Annotated in this window: 15 protein-coding genes; 9 read left to right on the forward strand and 6 right to left on the reverse strand. The window is 36.1% G+C overall.

Features of this window, described 5'->3' with window-relative positions:
* Positions 1-17: 17 nt before the first annotated feature.
* The 4 genes from E2R67_RS00660 to fabB form a co-directional block, all read right to left on the reverse strand.
* A complete protein-coding gene (locus E2R67_RS00660; protein WP_134288972.1) occupies positions 18-3,962 on the reverse strand; it encodes a FimV/HubP family polar landmark protein in 3,945 nt (1,314 codons plus the stop codon).
* Between the two features lie 134 nt (positions 3,963-4,096).
* Complete coding sequence (locus E2R67_RS00665) at positions 4,097-5,110, reverse strand: aspartate-semialdehyde dehydrogenase (protein WP_134288973.1); 1,014 nt, start codon at positions 5,108-5,110, stop codon at positions 4,097-4,099.
* A gap of 9 nt (positions 5,111-5,119) precedes the next feature.
* Positions 5,120-6,250 carry a 4-phosphoerythronate dehydrogenase gene (locus E2R67_RS00670; RefSeq protein WP_134288974.1) on the reverse strand — a complete coding sequence of 377 codons (1,131 nt, stop codon included), beginning with the start codon at positions 6,248-6,250 and terminating at the stop codon, positions 5,120-5,122.
* Positions 6,251-6,325: 75 nt separating this feature from the next.
* Positions 6,326-7,540 (reverse strand): beta-ketoacyl-ACP synthase I, encoded by a 1,215-nt coding sequence (gene fabB / locus E2R67_RS00675; RefSeq protein WP_134288975.1) that lies wholly within the window; start codon positions 7,538-7,540, stop codon positions 6,326-6,328.
* Between the two features lie 81 nt (positions 7,541-7,621).
* Here fabB and mnmC point away from each other — a divergent pair, with 81 nt between their 5' ends.
* From mnmC to oleD, 5 genes are all read left to right on the forward strand, one after another.
* Positions 7,622-9,649: a bifunctional tRNA (5-methylaminomethyl-2-thiouridine)(34)-methyltransferase MnmC2/FAD-dependent 5-carboxymethylaminomethyl-2-thiouridine(34) oxidoreductase MnmC1 gene (gene mnmC, locus E2R67_RS00680; protein WP_243836915.1), complete on the forward strand. Its 2,028-nt coding sequence runs from the start codon at positions 7,622-7,624 to the stop codon at positions 9,647-9,649.
* 153 nt (positions 9,650-9,802) lie between these two features.
* On the forward strand, positions 9,803-10,852 hold the full coding sequence (locus tag E2R67_RS00685; protein WP_134288977.1) for a 3-oxoacyl-ACP synthase III: 1,050 nt from the start codon (positions 9,803-9,805) through the stop codon (positions 10,850-10,852).
* Position 10,853: 1 nt separating this feature from the next.
* Positions 10,854-11,735, forward strand: coding sequence for an alpha/beta fold hydrolase (locus E2R67_RS00690; protein WP_134288978.1), 882 nt, complete (start codon positions 10,854-10,856; stop codon positions 11,733-11,735).
* Positions 11,736-13,490: an olefin beta-lactone synthetase gene (gene oleC, locus E2R67_RS00695; protein WP_134288979.1), complete on the forward strand. Its 1,755-nt coding sequence runs from the start codon at positions 11,736-11,738 to the stop codon at positions 13,488-13,490.
* A gap of 58 nt (positions 13,491-13,548) precedes the next feature.
* Positions 13,549-14,622, forward strand: coding sequence for a 2-alkyl-3-oxoalkanoate reductase (oleD, locus tag E2R67_RS00700; protein ID WP_134288980.1), 1,074 nt, complete (start codon positions 13,549-13,551; stop codon positions 14,620-14,622).
* 1 nt (position 14,623) lies between these two features.
* Here oleD and E2R67_RS00705 read toward each other — a convergent pair whose 3' ends face one another.
* Positions 14,624-15,127, reverse strand: coding sequence for a YgjP-like metallopeptidase domain-containing protein (locus E2R67_RS00705; protein WP_134288981.1), 504 nt, complete (start codon positions 15,125-15,127; stop codon positions 14,624-14,626).
* A gap of 162 nt (positions 15,128-15,289) precedes the next feature.
* Here E2R67_RS00705 and E2R67_RS00710 point away from each other — a divergent pair, with 162 nt between their 5' ends.
* The 4 genes from E2R67_RS00710 to E2R67_RS00725 all read left to right on the forward strand — a co-directional run bounded on the left by E2R67_RS00710 (position 15,290) and on the right by E2R67_RS00725 (position 20,087).
* A complete protein-coding gene (locus tag E2R67_RS00710; protein WP_134288982.1) occupies positions 15,290-15,640 on the forward strand; it encodes a RidA family protein in 351 nt (116 codons plus the stop codon).
* A gap of 90 nt (positions 15,641-15,730) precedes the next feature.
* Positions 15,731-17,383, forward strand: coding sequence for a protein adenylyltransferase SelO (locus E2R67_RS00715; protein ID WP_134288983.1), 1,653 nt, complete (start codon positions 15,731-15,733; stop codon positions 17,381-17,383).
* 127 nt (positions 17,384-17,510) lie between these two features.
* The gene (locus E2R67_RS00720; RefSeq protein ID WP_134288984.1) at positions 17,511-19,193 is read left to right on the forward strand and encodes a flagellar assembly protein A; all 1,683 of its coding nucleotides are present in this window, start codon (positions 17,511-17,513) and stop codon (positions 19,191-19,193) included.
* Between the two features lie 171 nt (positions 19,194-19,364).
* Positions 19,365-20,087 (forward strand): YebC/PmpR family DNA-binding transcriptional regulator, encoded by a 723-nt coding sequence (locus E2R67_RS00725; protein ID WP_134288985.1) that lies wholly within the window; start codon positions 19,365-19,367, stop codon positions 20,085-20,087.
* A gap of 91 nt (positions 20,088-20,178) precedes the next feature.
* Here E2R67_RS00725 and E2R67_RS00730 read toward each other — a convergent pair whose 3' ends face one another.
* Entirely contained in the window at positions 20,179-20,898 is a 720-nt protein-coding gene (locus E2R67_RS00730; RefSeq protein WP_134288986.1) for a hypothetical protein, read from the reverse strand.
* Between the last annotated feature and the right edge of the window lie 8 nt (positions 20,899-20,906).

The following is a 20,906-nucleotide window of genomic DNA, read 5'->3' on the forward strand; positions in this document are numbered from 1 at the left end:
ATGATTAATTAAATTGTTTATTTAATTTTAGAAAACAGTTTTTGTACTTCTTTTAATTGATCGTCTTTTGCTGTTTCGAGTAATGACGTTAGAATTTCTGTTGCGCCATTGATTTCATCTATTTCTAAATAAGCTCTCGCTAAATCTAATTTAGCAGCAATACCACCTTCGTCGATATCAAATTCAGAGAATGATTCTACAACATCAGGAAATTCGTCTAGACCAATGTCCAAATTGAAATCTTCGTTAACATCATTACTTTCATTGCTTTCTAGCAAGGTATTGATATCAATAAAACCATCATTTTCTTTATCGATACTAGGTAATGGAACATCTTCATTGAAAGCAACATCACCTAATTGTTTAGCCAATGTATCATGGTCAGATAATTCTTCACCTGCGTCTAATTCAGAAATGCTTTCATCAACGTTTTTTAAATTCGAGAAGTCAACATTTTCAAACTCGCTTAAATCTTCTACTTCATCTACAACAGGTGTTTCAGTTGAGAACTTATCTAAGCTTTCACTAGGCATTTCTGTTTCAGAAAAACTATTTTCTGCGGCATTAGCTAATTGATTTTGAAATACAGCTTCAAAATTAGCTTCATCTACGCTAGTAATTTTTTCTTCAGGTAAAGTATCAAGTTCATTACTAATATCTGTGTTAGCTAATTCTTGTAATTCATCTTTGATTTCATTAGGTAATTCAGCTTCTAACAGAGCTTCAAAATCATCCTCAATATCATTGCTTAGCTCAAGGTCTGATAAGGTATCAAGATCTTCGTCTGTTTCATTTGTTAATTCAATGTCAGATAAAGTATCGATATCTTCTTCAATATCGTTTGCTAACTCTGTTTCAGATAAGTCAGCATCACTTTCCTCTCCAATATCATTAGTTAACTCAGTGTCAAATAAATCAGCATCGATTTCTTCTTCAACATCATTTGTTAATTCTGTTTCAGATAATTCAGTATCAGCTTCTTCTTCAACATCATTTGTTAATTCTGTTTCAGATAATTCAGCTTCGACTTCTTCTTCAACATCATTTGTTAATTCTGTTTCAGATAATTCAGCATCGACTTCTTCTTCAACATCACTTGTTAATTCTGTTTCAGGTAATTCAGCATCGATTTCTTCAACATCATTTGTTAATTCTGTTTCAGATAATTCAGCATCGACTTCTTCTTCAACATCACTTGTTGATTCTGTCTCAGGTAATTCAGCATCGACTTCTTCTTCAACATCACTTGTTGATTCTGTCTCAGGTAATTCAGCATCGACTTCTTCTTCAACATCACTTGTTGATTCTGTCTCAGGTAATTCAGCATCGATTTCTTCAACATCATTTGTTAATTCAATTTCAGAGAGTGTATCAATATCTTCTTCTGCATTGTTGATTAACTCAGTTTCAGATAAAGCATCGATATCATCTTCAAGATCATTTGTCAGTTCAGTTTCAGATAAAGCATCAATATCTTCTTCAAAATCATTTGTTAACTCAATATCGGAAAGGTCATCCGTATTAGCAGAATCATGACTATCGATATCAAATGACTCTTCAATAACTTCATTTAAAGCTTCAGTATTCTCTTCTACAACCTGCTCAACTTCAGTTGGAGTCTCAATGGCTTCTTCTAAAACAGGCTCTTCTGTCATAGCTTCTTCAAGCTCTGGTTCAATAGCCGTTTCTTCTGCCGCTTGCTCAACTTCAGTTGGAGTCTCAATGGCTTCTTCTAAAACAGGCTCTTCTGTCGTAGCTTCTTCAAGCTCTGGTTCAATAGCCGTTTCTTCTGCCGCTTGCTCAACTTCAGTTGGAGTCTCAATGGCTTCTTCTAAAACAGGCTCTTCTGTCGTAGCTTCTTCAAGCTCTGGTTCAATAGCCGTTTCTTCTGGCTCTACCACTTGTTCAACTTCAGTTGGAATCTCAATGGCTTCTTCTAAAACAGGCTCTTCTATAGCAACTTCTTCAAGCTCAGGCTCAACCTCTGGTTCAGCTTCAACCGCAGTGTCTTCAACCACTTGCCCAGCTTCGATAGCTGGCTCAGTAACAGACTCTTCAACTTCTTGTTCAACGACTTCAACAGCAGGAGCTTCAGTTTCATCAACCGCTTCTAATGGCGTTTCAACATTAATTTCTTGATCAGTTGATGAATCAGGCTTTACATCATTAGTCGCCTCTGTCGCTATTTCATCTTCAGCTATATTTTCAGGTGAAATTTCCTGAGTTGTTTCATTTTCTTCTATAAGATCATCAGCATTTTCTGCTTCAGGGACTTGTTCTAAATCACTACCGATTAAATCAGCAGCATCATCAGATTCATCAGATTCAGAAGCTAATTGAGATTCCCACTCTGCGGCTAGATCTAGATCTTCTTGTGTTGATCCTTCTTCAGTAGGAAGGTCAATGTCAGATAATTCAATTGTCTCTTCATCACCAGAAATCAATGCTTCAATGTCAATTTCTTCGTCCGTTTCAACATCGTTATCATCTGAACCGTCATCTTCTGTAAAGAAATCCTCTTCTTCAGATAATGCACCAATACCAAATGGGTCATCTTCTGTGCCAACAACTTCTTCAAATGGTGCGTCTTCAGGAATATCAACAGGATCGGGTTGTTCAGAGTCATCAACAATATCTAGTTCGATTTCTTCACTTAACTCTTCTGTTTCAAGTGTAACAGTCGGTTCGTTAACCTCAGGAACCACTGTCGGTTCATTAACTTCCTCTTGTTCTTCATCAGAATCAGACGAGAAATCAAGATCATCGTCATAATCGTCATAATCGTCATCATCATCTTCAGAATCATCTAAATTATCAGTTAATAAATCGTCGAATTTACCCGACTGTTCCATCAAGGTAGCTGTAGATTCAGCCATTTCTTGTTCTTGTAATTCAAGCTCTCGTTTTGATTTGATTCGCATCATCATCACAAACAGAGCGATTAACAATAACATCGGAGAAATAATGGTAAGCAATAACGCAGTAACAGATGAAGTTATCATTTGTAATAATTCATTTATAAAGCCATCACCACTAAATGGAGGCTTAGCAAAAGAATCAATTTGTTCACGATATTGATCAATTAAAGCTTGAAGTTCTAATTGAAGGTTTTCTTCTTCTTCAATTTGTTCACTAAGTAAGGTAATTTGGTCAGCTAGAGGTTGAATTTTGAGTTTCAAGCGCTGATTCATTTCAGTTACGTTTAATAACTGCTCATTAAGCAAAGTTAATTCTGCTTCTTGTTCCGCAATAAGTTTGTTAGCTTTTTCTAAAGCAATCTCAGTCCCACGTAATTTATCTTGATCAGTGACTTTGTTTTCAGGCGCTTTTACTATCTTTTCTTCCAGAGGAACAGCAGGCTCTGCGACAGGAGTTTTTTCAACTTTTTCTGCAGTTTTAGTGACTGGTGCTTTTGTTATTTCCGTAACTTTAGGCTCTGCCGTTTTGACAACCGCTTTAGGTTCTACTGGTTTAACAATAGGCTTAGTGACTGGCGGCTTTTTAACAGCGGCAGTCGTTACGTCTTTTTTAGTGACAGGCTTAACAACTGGTTTTTTAACAACAACAGGTTTGTTTGTATTTGAAGTTGTTCTCGTTGTTGAATTTTGAGCTGGATTTAATAGCGCTAAAGCTTCTTGGTCAGTCTGTTGTTCAATAAACTCTTTACTAGGGATAGTAATGATAGAGCCCGAGATGATTTTATTAATATCACCTTCAAAAAATGCCTCTGGATTAGATTTAAAAATAGCAACTAAAGTCTGATAAATAGAGACACTATTATCTGGGCGAAGCTCTGTAGAAACACCCCATAAAGTTTCAGTATTTTTAATCGGTCCATATTGAGCTTCTGTCAATATTTGACTTTCAGGTTCATCAGGGCCAATTATTTCAAGTCCCTGAATAATAGAGGTATTAAATAATAGTGGCAAACAGCAAACAAGACTAAGCAAAATGCGCTTCATAAATGTTCCTTGTACGGAAATAACGAGAAATAATATCCTTTAATAATAAACTAGGACAGTCACTACAAAACTTTTAAAGCATATTATAAGGCTAGAAATGAGATCTAGCCCACTTAAACGATTATACGTCAACCTTACAGGTAGGTATAAGCTAATTTTTCCATTACTAGCACTGCATTAGTTGCAATACCATAATGCACGTTGTCGGCACAAACCCACATATTAATCCCCGCAGCATCACAGGCATCTTTACGTAAACGACCAACATGAACTTCAACATTACCTACCACATCATCAATCATATTTGCATAAGCATCAACTGAGGCTGATAATACAATGTTGTCACTATGATGAAGCGCATTAGCTACTTCTTCAAGTTCAACAGGGTAATGAGTAACAATATGAACAGCTTGTGAGCAACCATAAAACATAGGAACAACTACTTGTGTTGTTGAAACTACCATCTCAGGATCATTTAATAAGCGTCTTGTTTCAGCTGACAAACGTAATTCAGAAAAAGTAATACCATCTTCATTAAAGTCATCTAATTGAGGCACTATGTTAAATGCAATCTGCTGTTTAAATTGTTTATGCTCTATTGCTTTTGCATTCAATAATCGTGCCGTTTCGCCCGCTAATGCCGTCACGCCAGCTTTACCGTTAAAAGAAACCGACTGATAACTTGCAACTGTAATGCGTTTAATACCTACTTCTTGATGAATTTGTTTAATAGCAAGGGTAAGCTGAGCAGTATCAGCACTTGGGATAGCGATAATATTAGCGTCACTATAACGTGCAATATCATCTTCATTAATTCCCATTTGAATAAGAGGGACATTGGCATCTTCTAAATAATAACCACTGTTATCAATTACTACACAATGTTCTTTAGCGATTGGGATCCATTCTTGTGCAACCTCTCTTTCTGCTAAAAATATGGCAATATCGACTTGTTGCCAATCAAAAGTGGCAATTTCATGCACATCAACAGGTTTACCAGAATACATAACTGAAGTGGTTTCACACTCTTCAACGGTTATCGGAAATAAATTATTAATTGGAAAATCACGTTTCAATAAAACTTCAAGTGTTGTTTCAATGCATCCATCAATTTCACCAATCAATGCGATATTATATTCTTTGTTCATGTTGACCTTTTATTTATTATTTACGGTAAAGCCGATTTTATTTAATACTAAATTTTGTTTAACAGTGTCAGAAAAAGTTAAATTCAGCGTTGATAACTCTCGTCGCTCAGGATAGTTTTTACGCATATTGTCAAACCCTTGTGACTGATTTGCTTTTTTTCTAAACAATGCATCATCTCTGCGTACATCATATATTAAATGTACTAAAGATTTTAATAATTCTGCAGTGATAGTTTGCTCTATTTTAATTTCACTTATATTTGCCTTTACCATAAAGTCAGTGCTTTTTGATATTGGTTCTACTTGCAAATGTTTACAAAATGCATGATATAGCATTTCAGTACCACGTACTTTACCATCTAAACTATAACCAGCAATATGAGGTGTTGCGATGTCAGCAAAAGGTAGCAATTTTTTTTCAATATTAGGCTCGTTTTCCCATACATCCAATACTAAAGTAGGCGTTTTTTCGATTAAAGCCAAGTTTAACAATGCTTTATTATCAATAACCTCGCCTCTGCAGGCATTGACTAATATTTGTTGGCTGTTTAATTGTTCTAATACTCTTTTATCAAATAAGTGAATTGTTTTAAAGGGTCCGTCTTTAATCTTAGGTACATGTAATGAAATGATATCTGCTTTTAATACGTCTTCAAATTCGCAAAATTCACGTTTATCACCAGCAGCTTTTAACGGTGGATCATATAAAATACAATTTACACCTAATCCAGATAGGCATTGATAAACTGCACTGCCCGTATTACCCGCTCCAACAATAGCCACAGTTTTATCTTGTAAATGAAATTGTTGTTTTTCGGCTAAGACCAATAAACTGCTTAATACATATTCTGCAACGGAAACTTTATTACATCCAGGTGCACTGCTGAAGGTAATATTACGTTGTTGAAGATGCTCTAAATCAATATGGTCAGTGCCTATTGTTGCAGTTCCAATAAAGCGAATTTTTTTATTAAGGGCTAGTAAGGATTGATTTACTTGTGTTATTGAACGAACTAATAACACATCAGCATTTTTTACTTGTTCTGGAGTAACACCCCTTCCGGAAAAAGTCGTTACATCACCAAAGCGTTTAAAGAATGCATGGCCATAAGGGATGTTTTCGTCGATGAAAATATTCATTGTTTACTCTATCTTTCAGCAAGCAAAAAAAAGGAGCCAAGGCTCCTTTTTTTAAAATAATAATATCAACGTGAATTAGTAACGTTTAAATACTAAAGTCGCGTTAGTACCACCAAAACCAAAACTATTAGACATCACAATGTCTAGTTTTGCATCTTGAGCAGTATTTGCAACAATTGGAAGTTCTTTTGCAAGTTCATCAATATCATTAATATTAACAGAAGGAGACACAAAATTATTTTCCATCATAAGAAGGCTATAAATAGCTTCATGTACACCTGCAGCACCTAGAGCGTGACCTGTTTGTGATTTAGTTGCACTTATTTTAGGTGCTTTTTTACCAGCAAAAACTTCGTTAATTGCACCTAGCTCTTTAGTATCACCGACAGGTGTTGATGTACCGTGTGTGTTTAAATAATCAACTTCACCTTCAACTGTTGATAATGCTTGTTGCATACAACGAACAGCACCTTCACCTGATGGTGCAACCATATCGTAGCCGTCTGAAGTTGCACCGTAACCTACTATTTCAGCATAGATTTTTGCGCCACGAGCAAGTGCATGCTCTAGTTCTTCAACAACAACCATACCGCCGCCACCAGAGATAACAAAACCGTCACGGTTTGCATCGTAAGTACGAGAAGCTTGATCAGGTGTTTCATTATATTTGCTTGAAAGTGCGCCCATTGCGTCAAACTCACAAGCCATTGTCCAATCTAACTCTTCACCACCGCCAGCAAAAACAATATCTTGCTTGCCTAGTTGGATCTGCTCAAGAGCATGTCCAATACAATGAGAACTTGTTGCACAAGCACTGCTCATTGAGTAGTTAATACCTTTAATCTTAAATGGTGTTGCTACACATGCAGACGTCGTACTCGCCATTGTACGTGGAACCATGTATGGACCAACACGACGAACACCTTTGTCTTTCATAATTTGGCATGCATCAACTTGGTTTTTTGAAGAACCGCCGCCAGACCCTGCTACTAAGCCAGTACGAACGTTAGAAACCATTTCTTCTGGTAAGTTTGCATCTTCAATCGCTTGTTGCATTGATAAATAAGTGTACGCTGCTGCATCACCCATGAAACGCATTACTTTACGGTCAATATGCTCAGAAGGATTAATTTTCAAATCACCCCAAACTTGACTACGCATGCCCACTTCTTTGAATTGCTCAGAGAATGTGATGCCTGACTTGCCACTTTTAAGTGATGCTAAAACTTCTTCTTTATTGTTACCAATACTAGAAACAATACCGATACCTGTAATTACTGCTCTTTTCATTATTAAGCCTTTATTGCTTGAGGGACTAATTGTATGATCATCAAGTGCTTAGCATGCTAAATCAACCTGATTGTTACAAACATGATCGCATATAATGGAGAATATAACTTGTCTGATGCCAAAAATAATATAATTATGCATGCGCAACTGCACTGGTCAGATCAGTCAGAACCTTTTTCCACGCAATTTAATGACATTTATTTCAATAGTAATCAAGGAGTTAAAGAATCTCAGTATGTATTTTTTGATGGCAATGATTTACAAAAAAGATGGGCCGATTTTTCTCAACAAAGATTTTGTATCATTGAAACTGGATTTGGATCCGGCCTTAATTTTTTCAATACTTGTAAAAATTTCCTACAATTCAAACAAACGTCCCCAGAAGCACGATTACAAAAACTACACTTTATTAGCTTTGAAAAATACCCTTTAACTCATTTTGATCTTCAAAAAACCTTAGCGTCATTTCCTCAGTTTTCATCTTTAACCAAACAGTTATTAATACAATACCCTCTCCCCGTTGTGGGATGCCATCGACTAATGTTTGATGATGGTAATATTATATTAGACTTGTGGTTTGGTGATATTAATGAACAAATTAACAATCTAACTGATATGAACATTGATCAAATTGCTGATGCTTGGTATCTGGATGGTTTCAACCCAAGTTCGAATCCAGATATGTGGCAATCAAGCCTATTCAATAAACTAGTTGAATATTCAAAACCAGAAGCAACATTAGCGACCTTTACCGCAGCAGGTTTTGTAAGACGAAATTTAATTGAAGCAGGTTTTGAGATTCGTAAACGCAAGGGCTATGGCAAAAAAAGAGAAATGTTAACTGGCTCATTATCCAAACAAGTAATCGAAAAGAAACAAATAAATACAGCAAAGAAAAGCTCAGAAGAAGTTAAAGATATTGCCATCATTGGTGGCGGTATTGCCTCTTTATGTACAGCCCTGTCTTTAGCAAAACGAGGAAAAAAAATAAGCATTTATTGTAAAGATGAAAAGTTAGGTGCAGGTGCATCAGGTAATTTACAAGGCGCTTTATACCCTCTATTAAACCAACAACACGATGCATTAGGTCAATTATTTACGAATGCTTATTTGTTTGCTCTTCACTATTATCAAAACATCCATCAACAACATCCTTTTGCGCATCAATTTAATGGTTTAATTCAATTAGCTTACGATCAAAGTTCAGAAAAGAAGCTTAAAAAAATATTCAAAGCCAATTTACCTATGAAATTAGTAGATTGGATAGACTCAGAAAAAACCAATGAATTAGCAGGTGTAGACATAAATCAGTCTGCTCTATATTACCCTTCAGGCGGTTGGCTAAGCCCTCGAGAATTAATTCAATCATTACAAAACTGTTTAACCGAATACAATAATGTACAAATTTATTGCCATCAACAAATCGATAGTATTGCCTATCAACAAAATGCTTGGCACTTAAAAACTGAAACAGAAAGTTTCACACACCAAACCGTGATTATTGCAGCAGGTTTCGATACTTTGAAATTACAGCAATGTCGTGCACTGCCGCTATCTGCCGCACGAGGACAAGTTAGTCATATTAAAAGTACACCGCAATTAGCGCAATTAAAAAGAACACTTTGCCATGAAGGTTATATCACACCCGAATTACATGCTGAACATTGTATGGGCGCAACCTTTAAACGTCATGATAAAACTATCAATTATAGAGAATCAGAACAGTTAGATAATCACCAAAAACTGCAGAAATGTATTCCAAATAAACAATGGGTCAATTCAATTAAAACGGATAATCAAGCGCATATCGCAATTCGCTGCACCACTCGCGATCACTTTCCTTATCTAGGCAAACTGACTGACTATGATCTCCTTAAAAATGAATATGAAGCTGGACATGAAAACATTACAAATAACCTATTACCCAATATTTATTTAATAACAGGTCTAGGCTCCAGAGGTTTATGCTCCGCTCCTCTTTTAGGTGAAATAGTCGCGAGTGAGATAAATCAAGAAAGTTTACCAATTGATAAGAATATTTATAATAAAATGAAAATTCCAAGGCAATGGCTTAGCTATATAAACAAAAACAAGCCATTAAAAGATTAAAAAACAAACAATTGATGTGGAATTACTGAGTAATTCTGAATGGGATCGGGATTGGACTTTGTTAAAATAGCAATTTACGGTAATCTACGCATCCGGTGCAAGGGTTAAAATATTGATCCTTTTAGAAACATTAACGAGAAAAGCTACAACTTAATGAAATATTCCCGCGTTTATATTAATAGTATGGCTTATGTATTAGCCCCTGAAGTGGTTTCAAGTAAAGATCTCGAATCTCGTCTTGCGCCTTTATACCAAAAGTTGCGTATTCCAGCTGGTCAACTTGCTGCATTAACAGGCATTGAAGACAGAAGATGGTGGCCAAGTGACCATAGATTATCTGATGGAGCGATTGAAGCCGCTAAAAAGTCAATCGATGAAACAGGTATTAATATAGATGATATCGGCGCAGTTGTTTATACAGGCGTATGTCGAGATCAACATGAGCCAGCGACGGCTTGCCGCATTGCTGCAGAAATAGGCGTCAATAAAAGCACTGCTATTTATGATATTAGTAATGCTTGTTTAGGTGTTTTGTCTGGCATATTAGATATTGCCAACCGAATTGAATTAGGGCAAATAAAAGCTGGTCTGGTGGTTTCCTGTGAATCTGCTCGCCATATTGTAGATATCACAATTGACAATATGCTCTCTAATCCAACTATTCAAAATTTTTCACAGTCTCTTGCTACATTAACAGGAGGCTCTGGTGCAGTCGCCGTACTATTAACCGATGGTTCATTTTCATTAAGTAATCAGCAACAACACAAATTACTAGGTGCAAGTCACCTTTCAGCACCAGAGCATCATGATTTGTGCAAATGGGGCCTACAAGAAGTTGGCCTTAAATTACATAGAGAATTTATGCGCACCAATGCTGTACCTTTGTTAAAAGAAGGCGTTGCCTTAGCTGCGGATACTTGGAAGCATTTTTTAACACAACATAATTGGTCTGTTGAAACGGTTAATAAAGTAATATGTCATCAAGTTGGTTCTTCTAATCAAAAACAAGTGTTAACTGCATTAGGTATTCCTTCAGAAAAAGAATACCCAACTTATCAATATCTTGGCAATATGGGGACGGTATCATTACCGATCACAGCAGCAATTGCTAACGAACAAGGTTTCTTAGAAAAAGGTGATAATGTGAGCTTTTTGGGAATAGGTAGTGGGCTGAATTGTATGATGCTTGGACTGGAGTGGTAATATGGGCTTAGATAATTTATTTCCATTCAAACGAAATTTTTTAGATCTTAACGGTCAAAAATATCATTACTTAAATGAAGGCCAAGGTGAGCCTGTCGTTATGGTTCATGGCAATCCTAGCTGGTCTTTTTATTACCGTAATTTAGTCACCGCTTTAAGTGGTCAATTTCAATGTATCGTCCCTGACCATATTGGTTGTGGTTTATCGGATAAACCTTCAGATAAAGATTATGACTACACTTTAGAACAACGCATTGACGATCTTGAGACCCTATTAAATCATTTAGAAATCAATCAAAATATCACCTTAGTGGTTCATGATTGGGGCGGCATGATTGGAATGGGTTACGCAGCTCGCCACCCAGAGAAAATTAAACGCCTCGTTATTTTAAACACAGCAGCTTTTAATTTACCTAAAACTAAACCTTTTCCAATTCCATTATGGATATGTCGTAATACTTACCTCGGTACAGTGTTAGTTAGAGGTTTTAACGCATTTTCATCGATTGCTTCTTATGTCGGGGTCAAGCGAAAACCAATGTCTAAAGCAGTACGTAAAGCCTATGTAGCGCCCTTCAATTCATGGAAGAATAGAATTTCTACATTACGTTTTGTACAAGATATTCCATTAAAACCAAGTGATAGAAACTATCAACTGGTTGAAAGTATCGATAACAGCTTAGAAAAATTTCAAAACATCCCGACAGTAATTTGCTGGGGATTACAAGATTTTGTTTTTGATAAGTATTTTCTGAATGTTTGGAAAAAGAAAATGCCTCATGCTGTGGTGAATGAGTTTCATGATTGTGGTCATTACATTCTTGAAGATGCAAGTAATGAAGTGATTAATATTATTCAAGATTTTATGGTTAAAAATCCTTAAATGTTAAATAAGAGCGCTAATAATAACCTTTCTCGTCATTTAGCTGATGCAGCTAAAAAACTACCTGCAGGGTCGAAAAATAGTGCTCAAAAAAAACCACCAACTAGTAATCTTTGTCGTCATTTAGTCAATGCGGCAAAGAAACTCCCTAATAGGCTTGCCGTTAGCGTCCAAAAAAAATCACTTAATACTTTTACCTATCAAGAACTAACATTTGAACAATTACATCAACAGAGTGATGATATTGCTTATGCTTTAAATCAGCTAGGGCTAAAAGCAGGCGATAAAGCTGTATTAATGGTTGCACCAAGTATTGCTTTTTTTAATCTAACATTTGCTCTATTTAAAGCTGGTATTGTACCCGTACTGGTTGACCCAGGGATGGGGGTTAAAAATCTTAAACAGTGTTTTGAAGAAGCTCAGCCTGATGCATTTATTGGTATTCCTAAAGCCCATTTAGCTCGCCTCATTTTTGCATGGGGCAAAAAAACAATTAAGCATGTTATTAATGTAGATGGAGCTGCTATTTTTGGGGGTGTACAATTATCAAGTTTATTAAAACGCTATCCAAGAACCAAAAATTATCCAATTCAACAGCTAAAAATTAATCAACTAGCGGCTATTTTATTTACTAGTGGCAGCACAGGCACACCCAAAGGTGTAGTTTATAGTCATCGTATGTTTGAAGCACAAATTAATGTGTTAAAAAATGATTACTTGATCAAACCGGGTGAAGCAGATCTTGCCACATTTCCTTTATTTTCATTATTTGGACCTGCTTTAGGCATGGCATCAATTGTTCCTGATATGGATGCGAGCCAGCCTATCAAAGCAAATCCTAATCATATTTTTGCTGCGATTAAAAAATATAAATGCACCAATCTTTTCGCTAATCCTGCGTTATTAGATGTATTAGGCAACGCAGGGCAACGAAAGAACGTCAAATTACCTTCACTTAAGAGAGTGATCTCCGCCGGTGCACCTGCAACACTATCTTCAATCGAGTTGTTTAGTGAAATGTTAAATCCCGGTATTGAAATCATTAACTCTTATGGAGCTACTGAGTCATTACCAATAAGTCGTATTGGCAGCCAACAATTAATTATCTGTAGCGACATTACAGAACAAGGTGGTGGTATTTGTGTTGGTTACCCGGTTCGTAACATTGATATAAAAATCATTAAGATCACCGAACAAAAAATCAATGAATGGAAAGATGAACTCGCTGTTGAGCCTTTTGTGATTGGTGAAATAGTCGTTAAAGGTCCTCAAGTAAGCCGCTTTTATTATAATCGTAGACAAGCAACAGATTTAGCAAAAATAAAAGATGGCAATAACGTTCGCCATCGCATGGGTGACTTAGGTTATTTAGATGATAGAGGCAAGTTATGGATGTGTGGACGAAAAGCACATCGTGTTTTTTCAAACCACCTAGAAGTCAATAAATCTTATTACTCGATCCCCTGTGAAAGGATTTTTAATGTTCACCCTATGGTAAAACGAAGTGCCCTTGTTCCTATTGTTATAAAGGGATTAAGAATTCCAGCGATTTGCCTCGAATTAGAAAAAAACACTCGTTATGATTACGACACCTTAGTCGATGAATTGTTAGACATAGGTAAACTTTATCCACAGACAAAAGGGATCACACTCTTCTACGTGCATAAAAAATTCCCTATGGATATCCGTCATAATGCAAAAATTTTCCGAGAAAAATTAGCTATTTGGGCACAGGAACAAGTTAACCATACCTAATCTTTTTGTTTCAATTGAAAAACACTAAACCAATTTTTATTTGTTATAGAGAAACCTTATGTCATCACTAATTCCAGCTCTATCATCATTATTAACCGAACAACAATCTGTATTAAAAAAATTAAGTGACCAAGTTAATTGTGTTTTTGTTACTGGAGCCGGTGGTTTTTTGGGTACGGCGATATGTAAATTCCTTCGAGCAGCGGATATTCAAGTGATTGGTTTTGCACGTAAGGATTATCCACATTTAACAGCCTTAGGCGTGACTCTAATTAAAGGTGATTTGCAAAACAAAAAACAAGTATGCGAAGCGATGCAAGGTTGCGACCTTGTTTTTCATGTAGCTTCAAAAACTGGCGTATGGGGGGATAAAGGAAGTTATTTCAGACCAAATGTAGAAGGTACTGAAAATATACTTGAAGCTTGTCGCTTCAATAATATTGATCGTTTAATTTATACGAGTACTCCTAGTGTCACCTTCAGTGGAGAAGATGAGTCAGGTATTGATGAGTCTCAACCTTATGCCGCACAATTTCTTAATTTTTACGGTTTATCTAAAGCTATTGCAGAAGAAAACGTATTAAAAGCAAACTCCGAGTCTTTAAAGACAGTGGCTTTGCGCCCTCACTTAATATGGGGCCCAGGTGATCCTCACCTTGTTCCTAGAGTGATAGAGCGTGCTAAAGCTAAAAAATTAAAACTCGTTGGTAAAGAAGATAAATTGGTTGATACCATTTATATTGATAACGCAGTTTATGCACATTTATTAGCGGCGGTTGAATTAAATGAAATGAACTCGAGTTGTGCAGGTAAAGCTTACTTTCTAAGTAACGATCAGCCAATATTCATGGCAACTATGCTCAACAAAATTTTAACCGCGGCTAGTTTGCCTATGGTTAACGCAAGAGTGCCTGCTGGTTTGGCTTATTTTGTCGGTACCTTATTAGAATGGTGGTACTTAAGAACAGGTAAACAAGAAGAGCCTATCATGACACGTTTTGTTGCAAGGCAATTATCAACAAGCCATTACTTTAATATTGAAGCTTCAAAAAAAGACTTTAATTATCGAGCTTTAGTCTCGATTGATCAAGGGATGGAAAAGCTGCAACGTGCTTTGCAAAACGTAAAGTAAATTAATATAAATCCCCTTCTAGTTCGCTGTAAATGAGAAACAGCCGCGTATCTAATTCAATCTGATGATAATCGGGTTGCATATATTCGCATAGGTTATAAAACGCTTTATTATGTTGCTTTTCTTTTAAGTGAGCTAACTCATGCACCACGATCATATTTAACATAGGTAACGGGGCATTCTTAAACAAACTAGCAATTCGAATTTCTTGCTTAGATTTTAATTTGCTCCCCTGAACTCGACTAACAAAACTATGTGTTCCTAATGCGTTATTATAAACATGTATTTTAGGGTCATAAATAACCTTACTCAAAGAGTTAGATTGCTTAATAAAGTTATTTTTTAATTGTAATGTGTATTTATAAAGCTGTTTCTCAGTATTAAGACCATGTGTTTTAGGATATTTTTTAAGCAAATATTCACCTAGTTTTTTCTCACTAATAAGCTTTTTAACTTGCTCGATTACAGCGTCAGAATAGTGATTTATATAGCGTAACTGTTCCATCTTTTGAGTATTTACCTAAATTTATTAATGTAAAAATCAAGCATCATTCTTTAGCCTAAACGTTCTTAAGTAACGACAAATGAAATACTTGACTAAATCACTCGCCTTTTAATGTCGACAGGTTACAATTATTGATTTAATAATTTAACTTTAGAGATTGCTATGATTGAACGTCAACAAACTAAACAACGAATGAGCCGAGTAGTAAAACATAATGATACCATTTATTTATGTGGGCAAGTATGCGCAGATGCAACACAAGGCATTAGCGAACAAACTCAAACCATGCTCGATAAAGTTGATGAGTTGTTATTAGCAGCAGGTAGTTCCCGCGAGCACATATTATCTGCAACGATTTACGTTAAAGATATGGCTTTGCATTTTGCAGCAATGAACGAAGTTTGGGATGCTTGGATACCAGAAGGTTATGCACCAGCACGCGCTTGTGTTGAAGCGAGTATGGCAAGAGAAGCGTTATTAGTTGAAATATCTGTGATTGCAGCAGTTAAATAATTCACTAGCCATCACCAACTAGTGATTATTTTATTGAAAATAACATCAACTATATTCACGCTTTAATTAAGAAAGCAGGTAAGGACAAATATGAAGCCTTTATTACCCCCCATCCATTCAATATTTACGTCAAGCTTGCCTGCTGATCCTGATACATCAAACACGAGTAGAAGTGTTGAAGGCGCAGCTTATTCATGGGTTTCTCCAACATCCACTAAATCCGCACAAGTAATTTGTGTAAATAATGCATTAGCTAAAGCATTAGGCTTTACAGAATTAAGTTTAACATCCAATGAATTTGCTGACCTAGTTAGTGGTAATGCCCCTGCATCATCAATCCAATCTTATGCAATGAATTATGGTGGACACCAATTTGGACAATGGGCTGGACAACTAGGTGACGGCCGCGCAATTAACCTAGGTCAATATCAACTACATTCAAATCAGCAAAATGAAACAGTTGAACAATCCTTTGTTACTTTACAGTTAAAAGGTGCTGGGCAAACTCCTTACTCTCGTCGTGCAGATGGTATGGCTGTATTACGTTCATCGATACGTGAGTATTTATGCTCCGAAGCCATGTTTCATTTAGGCATTCCAACCACGCGCGCCTTGAGCTTGACCTTAACCGGTGAAGAAGTCATTCGCGACAAGCTATATGATGGACGAGCCGCTTTTGAACCTTGCGCAGTTGTTGCGCGAGTCTCTCCTTCATTTTTACGTTTTGGCTCAGTGCAATTACCCTCTTCACGTGGTGATCTTGCGCTTTTAAAGCAAACTGTTGATTTTAGTATTAACAGTGATTACCCGCATTTATTAACTGAATCTAAAAACATAACAAAAGAAGTTTACTTAAATTGGTTTACAAAAATCTGTGAACGTACAGCTCACCTTATTGTTGAGTGGATGCGAGTTGGTTTTGTACATGGTGTGCTTAATACCGACAATATGTCTTTAATTGGTGAGACCATTGATTTTGGTCCATACGGTTGGATTGATAATTTCGATCTCAACTGGACTCCCAACACATCTGATGCAGCAGAAAAACGCTACCGATTTGGTCAACAAGCATATATAGGTCAATGGAACTTATTCCAACTAGCCAATGCTATTTACCCATTGATTGAAGAAGCTGAGCCACTGCAAAATATTTTGACAAATTATAACCAGACTTATCAAACATTATGGTTGGCTATGATGAGAAATAAAATGGGCATTGATACCAACTATGAAGATGCGGTAGATGCGAGTAATTTAATAGAATCAGACTTACAACTCAGTAAAGATCTAGAAAAAATATTATCGTTAGTTAACACAGATATGACTTTATTTTATCGCCAACTTGCGAATATAAGTAAAAATGTGAATGCTGATGACTTAATATTAATAAAAAAGCATTTTTCTGACTGTTTTTATCAGCCTGAAACAATAACTGAAAGCTATCTTACGCAATTAAGTTTATGGCTAGAACGATATAAGCAAAGGTTACTTATTGACAACCTTGCAGACTCACAACGAAAGGCTAAAATGGATAACATAAATCCTTGTTACATTTTACGTAACTTTCAGGTACAAGAAGCGATTGAATTGGCTGAACAAGGTGATTATTCGCGCGTATTAATACTGTCTGAGTTATTAAAAACGCCTTATAAACAACAAGCTAAATATAAAGAGTTTGAGTCTAAACGACCAGATTGGGCGACCAATAAATTTGGGTGTTCAGCACTTTCATGTAGCTCTTAACATAGCAATGCAATGTATGATGTTAAATTGAGAAAATTAAGAGTTAAAAAATGAGACATTATTTTTTGGGACTTGTATTATAATTAAAACATATTAATAATAAAATCAAACAATTAAATAGGTATTTATGGACGAGTTAGAGTTTCTTTCAGTTGACCTGATAAATTTATCTACAGATGGAACACAGCTTCTATTGAAGGTGCTCCCTCTCAGTTCGACTGTAACAAAAGAATCTATCGTTTATTTATTACAGCATCGTAGTTTACCTCGCTTCAAATTAAACCTAGAAGGTGTGCAAGAAGCCGTCAATAAATTCGCTATTATCCAAGATACGCCCCTTGAAGATATACAAGAATTTGAAAGTATTGCGATCGCAGATAAACAAGATGCAACACTAAACGTAGTTGTGTCCGATGATAAAATGACAGCCTATGCTGAAATCACCAATCCTTATGGCGGTAAACATATAACACTTGCAGATATAAAAGCGAGATGTGATGAGCTATACCTAAAATTCGGCCTGTTACCTAAAGCAATGCTTGCTTTGTTAAGCACTTGTCATAAATCTGCATCGGGTAAATCATTTCGTGTAAATATAGCTAAGGGCATCCCTACTGTTGATGGTATTGACGCAACCTTCAAAAAATGTGTAACAACCGATAATCACCGTAAACCTAAGCCTAAACTATTAGAAAACGGCAAAGTGGATATGCATGATCTAGGTAAAAATATTACTGTCGATGCAGGCACCCTCTTAATGACTAAAACACCTGCAACACAAGGCACACCGGGTAAAACAATTACTGCTGAAATTGTGGAACAAAAAGCTGGTATCGACCATGAATTTGCCATTGGTAAAAATGTCCAAGTTGATCCCAATAATCCATTACATTTAATTGCCAGCACACATGGTATCCCTATTGATGAAGAAGAATTTATAAGAGTTGATGATGTCTTAGTATTAAATCAAGTTGATGTAAAAACTGGTAATGTTGATTATAACGGCAGTATTGTTATTACCGGCGATATTCAAGAAGGTATGGTTGTAAAAGTAACTGGCGATGTCACTGTTATGGGCTTAATTGAGTCTGCCAATATAACCTGTGGCGGAGACCTTACTGTTAAGATGCCCATTATCGGGCATCAAAAAGAAAATGAATCTGAATTTAGTTGTATTATTGACTGCAAAGGTAATTTAGAAGGCACAATTGCACAATACTCTCGCTTAACTGTGGGTAAAAACTTAATAATGACCAACCAATTGATTCATTGTGTCACAGATTGCAAAGGGTCAGTTATGGTTCACAATGAAACCTTCTCTAAAGGCGCAATTGTAGGAGGAACTACCAGTGCAAATGGCAGCGTATTAACCACTATGGTTGGAACTAGTGCTGGTAATAAAACCATGATTAACTTGTTAGGTGATTACAAAAACCTCGCCGCTGCAAAAAAGAAATATACACATGAATTGCAACAAACTCATGATGCATTGAATAAAACTAAACAAGCAGAATCAAGAGCAGATTCTTTGTTAGATAAAGAAAAAAAGAAGCAGCTTAAAGCAAAATTAGCAGCAGAAAAGCAACATTATCGAGATCAGAGTGATGATATTCAAAATCGTCTTTTTGACCTAAAACTTAAGATTTCTCACTATTTTGCAACAACACATTTGACCGCAACTAAAACATTATTTAGTGATGCAAATGTTTGTATTGCCAATCAAAACTGGGCAAATACAAAACAATTAGGCCCAACGGTTGTAACAATGAAAGACAATAATATTGAGTTAACTCCTTACACAAAAAAATAAAATAGCAGTAATTAGGCATTAAATAATTATTTAATGCCTAATAAGATCAAAAAATATAAAGTCTTAATAACAAAATAACTCTTTACCGCTAGCACCAAACTCTATTACACGATAAAATCCCCGCCATTATTTTTCCAGACAATCATTTTCAGATAATAAGAGAGCATTCAGATGGGAAGAGCATATCAAAATAAAAAAGAGTCTATGGCGAAAACTGCCGGCGCTAAAACTAAAGTTTACTCAAAATACGGTAAAGAGCTTTATGTAGCAGCTAAAAATGGCGGCTATGATCCTGAAGGTAACTTAACATTACGTCGTTTAATCGATAAAGCAAAAAAAGACCAAGTACCTGCACATGTTATTGAACGTGCTATCGATAAAGCAAAAGGCGGTGGCGGTGAAGATTATGAACGCGCAAGTTACGAAGGTTTTGGCCCTGGTGGTTGTTCAGTTATCGTAGATTGTTTAACTGATAACGGGAACCGTACTTGGACTGAAGTGCGTAATTGTTTTAATAAAACAGGCGCAAAAATTGGTTCTCCTGGAACGGTTGCTCATATGTTCGAACATCAAGCTGTTTTTGTATTTGCCGGTGAAGATGATGAAGCTGTACTTGAAGATTTAATGATGGCTGATGTAGACGTTGTAGACGTTGTAAGCGAAGATGGCAAGATTTCAGTGTTCTGCCCTCATACTGAGTTTAACAACGCTAAGGTCGCATTACACGCAAGCTACCCTGATGTTGAACTTGAGGTTGAAGAAATCACTTACGTTCCACAAACGGATACAGAAGTAACTGAAGAGCATGTTGAGAAGTTTGAAAAATTCATCGAAATGCTAGAAGACTGTGATGATGTACAAAACGTTTATCACAATGCGATTTTACCAGAATAAGTTACTCATTATTTTGAAATACCATAAAAAAGCCATATTCTCGAATATGGCTTTTTTGTATTTGTTTTGAATCATACTAACTAAAAAGCAACTATAAATCGCCAGACCCTAGTGCGAGCAAAGAAGCATTCCCCCCTACAGCAGTAACATTAATCGTTTGTGTTTTTTCAGTAATAAAACGTAATACCAAACATTGGTCTCGGACTGTTTCTAGTCCTTGTAAATCTGTCTCAATAATAAATTGTGCAATTTGCCCTTCTCGTTTAGCTAATAAACTATTGAGACGTATCGCTTCAGCTTGATTACCTGCGTAAGCCATACCAGCAACACATGGAGTGGAAATGAGACACTCAATACTTTCTTTATCAACTATCTGTATCACAGGATCATCGATTGCTGATAATGAGAAAACACATGTTAGACTTTCAATAATTTCTTGAAATTTATCGTGTGAGGCAATGATAATGCTATTACCCGTCACTAATGCACAACAAACTAAGGCAACAAATACCGTTTCAGGAACGTTATCATCAGCCATGATAACAAAAACACCTCGACCTAAACTTGTTAAAACATTACTTTCCCCTGTTGGTCCGGGCATTAACTGTGCTTCCCCCATTAACGTCAAAGCTTGTTGATTATGAAAATCTACCATTTGTGAGGGCATTAAATCTAAATTTCGTTGCTGTGATAAAAGCTCACTCCATTTACCAATTAACTCTGAACGTTCCTGTATATCAATAGCACTCCAAGATAACCAAGATTGTGTCGCTTGTTCAACAACTTTTAAAATATTTGAATTTAGGGACATAAAAATAA

Origin of the sequence: Psychromonas algicola, assembly GCF_004378355.1 — a bacterium.
Lineage (GTDB): Bacteria > Pseudomonadota > Gammaproteobacteria > Enterobacterales > Psychromonadaceae > Psychromonas.

What these genes read in the sequence shown, in the direction of transcription:
- E2R67_RS00670 (WP_134288974.1), bottom strand. Translation starts at nt 6,250, where the DNA reads ATGAATATTTTCATCGACGAAAACATCCCTTATGGCCATGCATTCTTT.
- E2R67_RS00690 (WP_134288978.1), top strand. Translation starts at nt 10,854, where the DNA reads ATGGGCTTAGATAATTTATTTCCATTCAAACGAAATTTTTTAGATCTT.
- E2R67_RS00665 (WP_134288973.1), bottom strand. Translation starts at nt 5,110, where the DNA reads ATGAACAAAGAATATAATATCGCATTGATTGGTGAAATTGATGGATGC.
- oleD (WP_134288980.1), top strand. Translation starts at nt 13,549, where the DNA reads ATGTCATCACTAATTCCAGCTCTATCATCATTATTAACCGAACAACAA.
- E2R67_RS00705 (WP_134288981.1), bottom strand. Translation starts at nt 15,127, where the DNA reads ATGGAACAGTTACGCTATATAAATCACTATTCTGACGCTGTAATCGAG.
- oleC (WP_134288979.1), top strand. Translation starts at nt 11,736, where the DNA reads ATGTTAAATAAGAGCGCTAATAATAACCTTTCTCGTCATTTAGCTGAT.
- mnmC (WP_243836915.1), top strand. Translation starts at nt 7,622, where the DNA reads ATGATCGCATATAATGGAGAATATAACTTGTCTGATGCCAAAAATAAT.
- E2R67_RS00730 (WP_134288986.1), bottom strand. Translation starts at nt 20,898, where the DNA reads ATGTCCCTAAATTCAAATATTTTAAAAGTTGTTGAACAAGCGACACAA.
- E2R67_RS00685 (WP_134288977.1), top strand. Translation starts at nt 9,803, where the DNA reads ATGAAATATTCCCGCGTTTATATTAATAGTATGGCTTATGTATTAGCC.
- E2R67_RS00660 (WP_134288972.1), bottom strand. Translation starts at nt 3,962, where the DNA reads ATGAAGCGCATTTTGCTTAGTCTTGTTTGCTGTTTGCCACTATTATTT.
- fabB (WP_134288975.1), bottom strand. Translation starts at nt 7,540, where the DNA reads ATGAAAAGAGCAGTAATTACAGGTATCGGTATTGTTTCTAGTATTGGT.
- E2R67_RS00710 (WP_134288982.1), top strand. Translation starts at nt 15,290, where the DNA reads ATGATTGAACGTCAACAAACTAAACAACGAATGAGCCGAGTAGTAAAA.
- E2R67_RS00720 (WP_134288984.1), top strand. Translation starts at nt 17,511, where the DNA reads ATGGACGAGTTAGAGTTTCTTTCAGTTGACCTGATAAATTTATCTACA.
- E2R67_RS00725 (WP_134288985.1), top strand. Translation starts at nt 19,365, where the DNA reads ATGGGAAGAGCATATCAAAATAAAAAAGAGTCTATGGCGAAAACTGCC.
- E2R67_RS00715 (WP_134288983.1), top strand. Translation starts at nt 15,731, where the DNA reads ATGAAGCCTTTATTACCCCCCATCCATTCAATATTTACGTCAAGCTTG.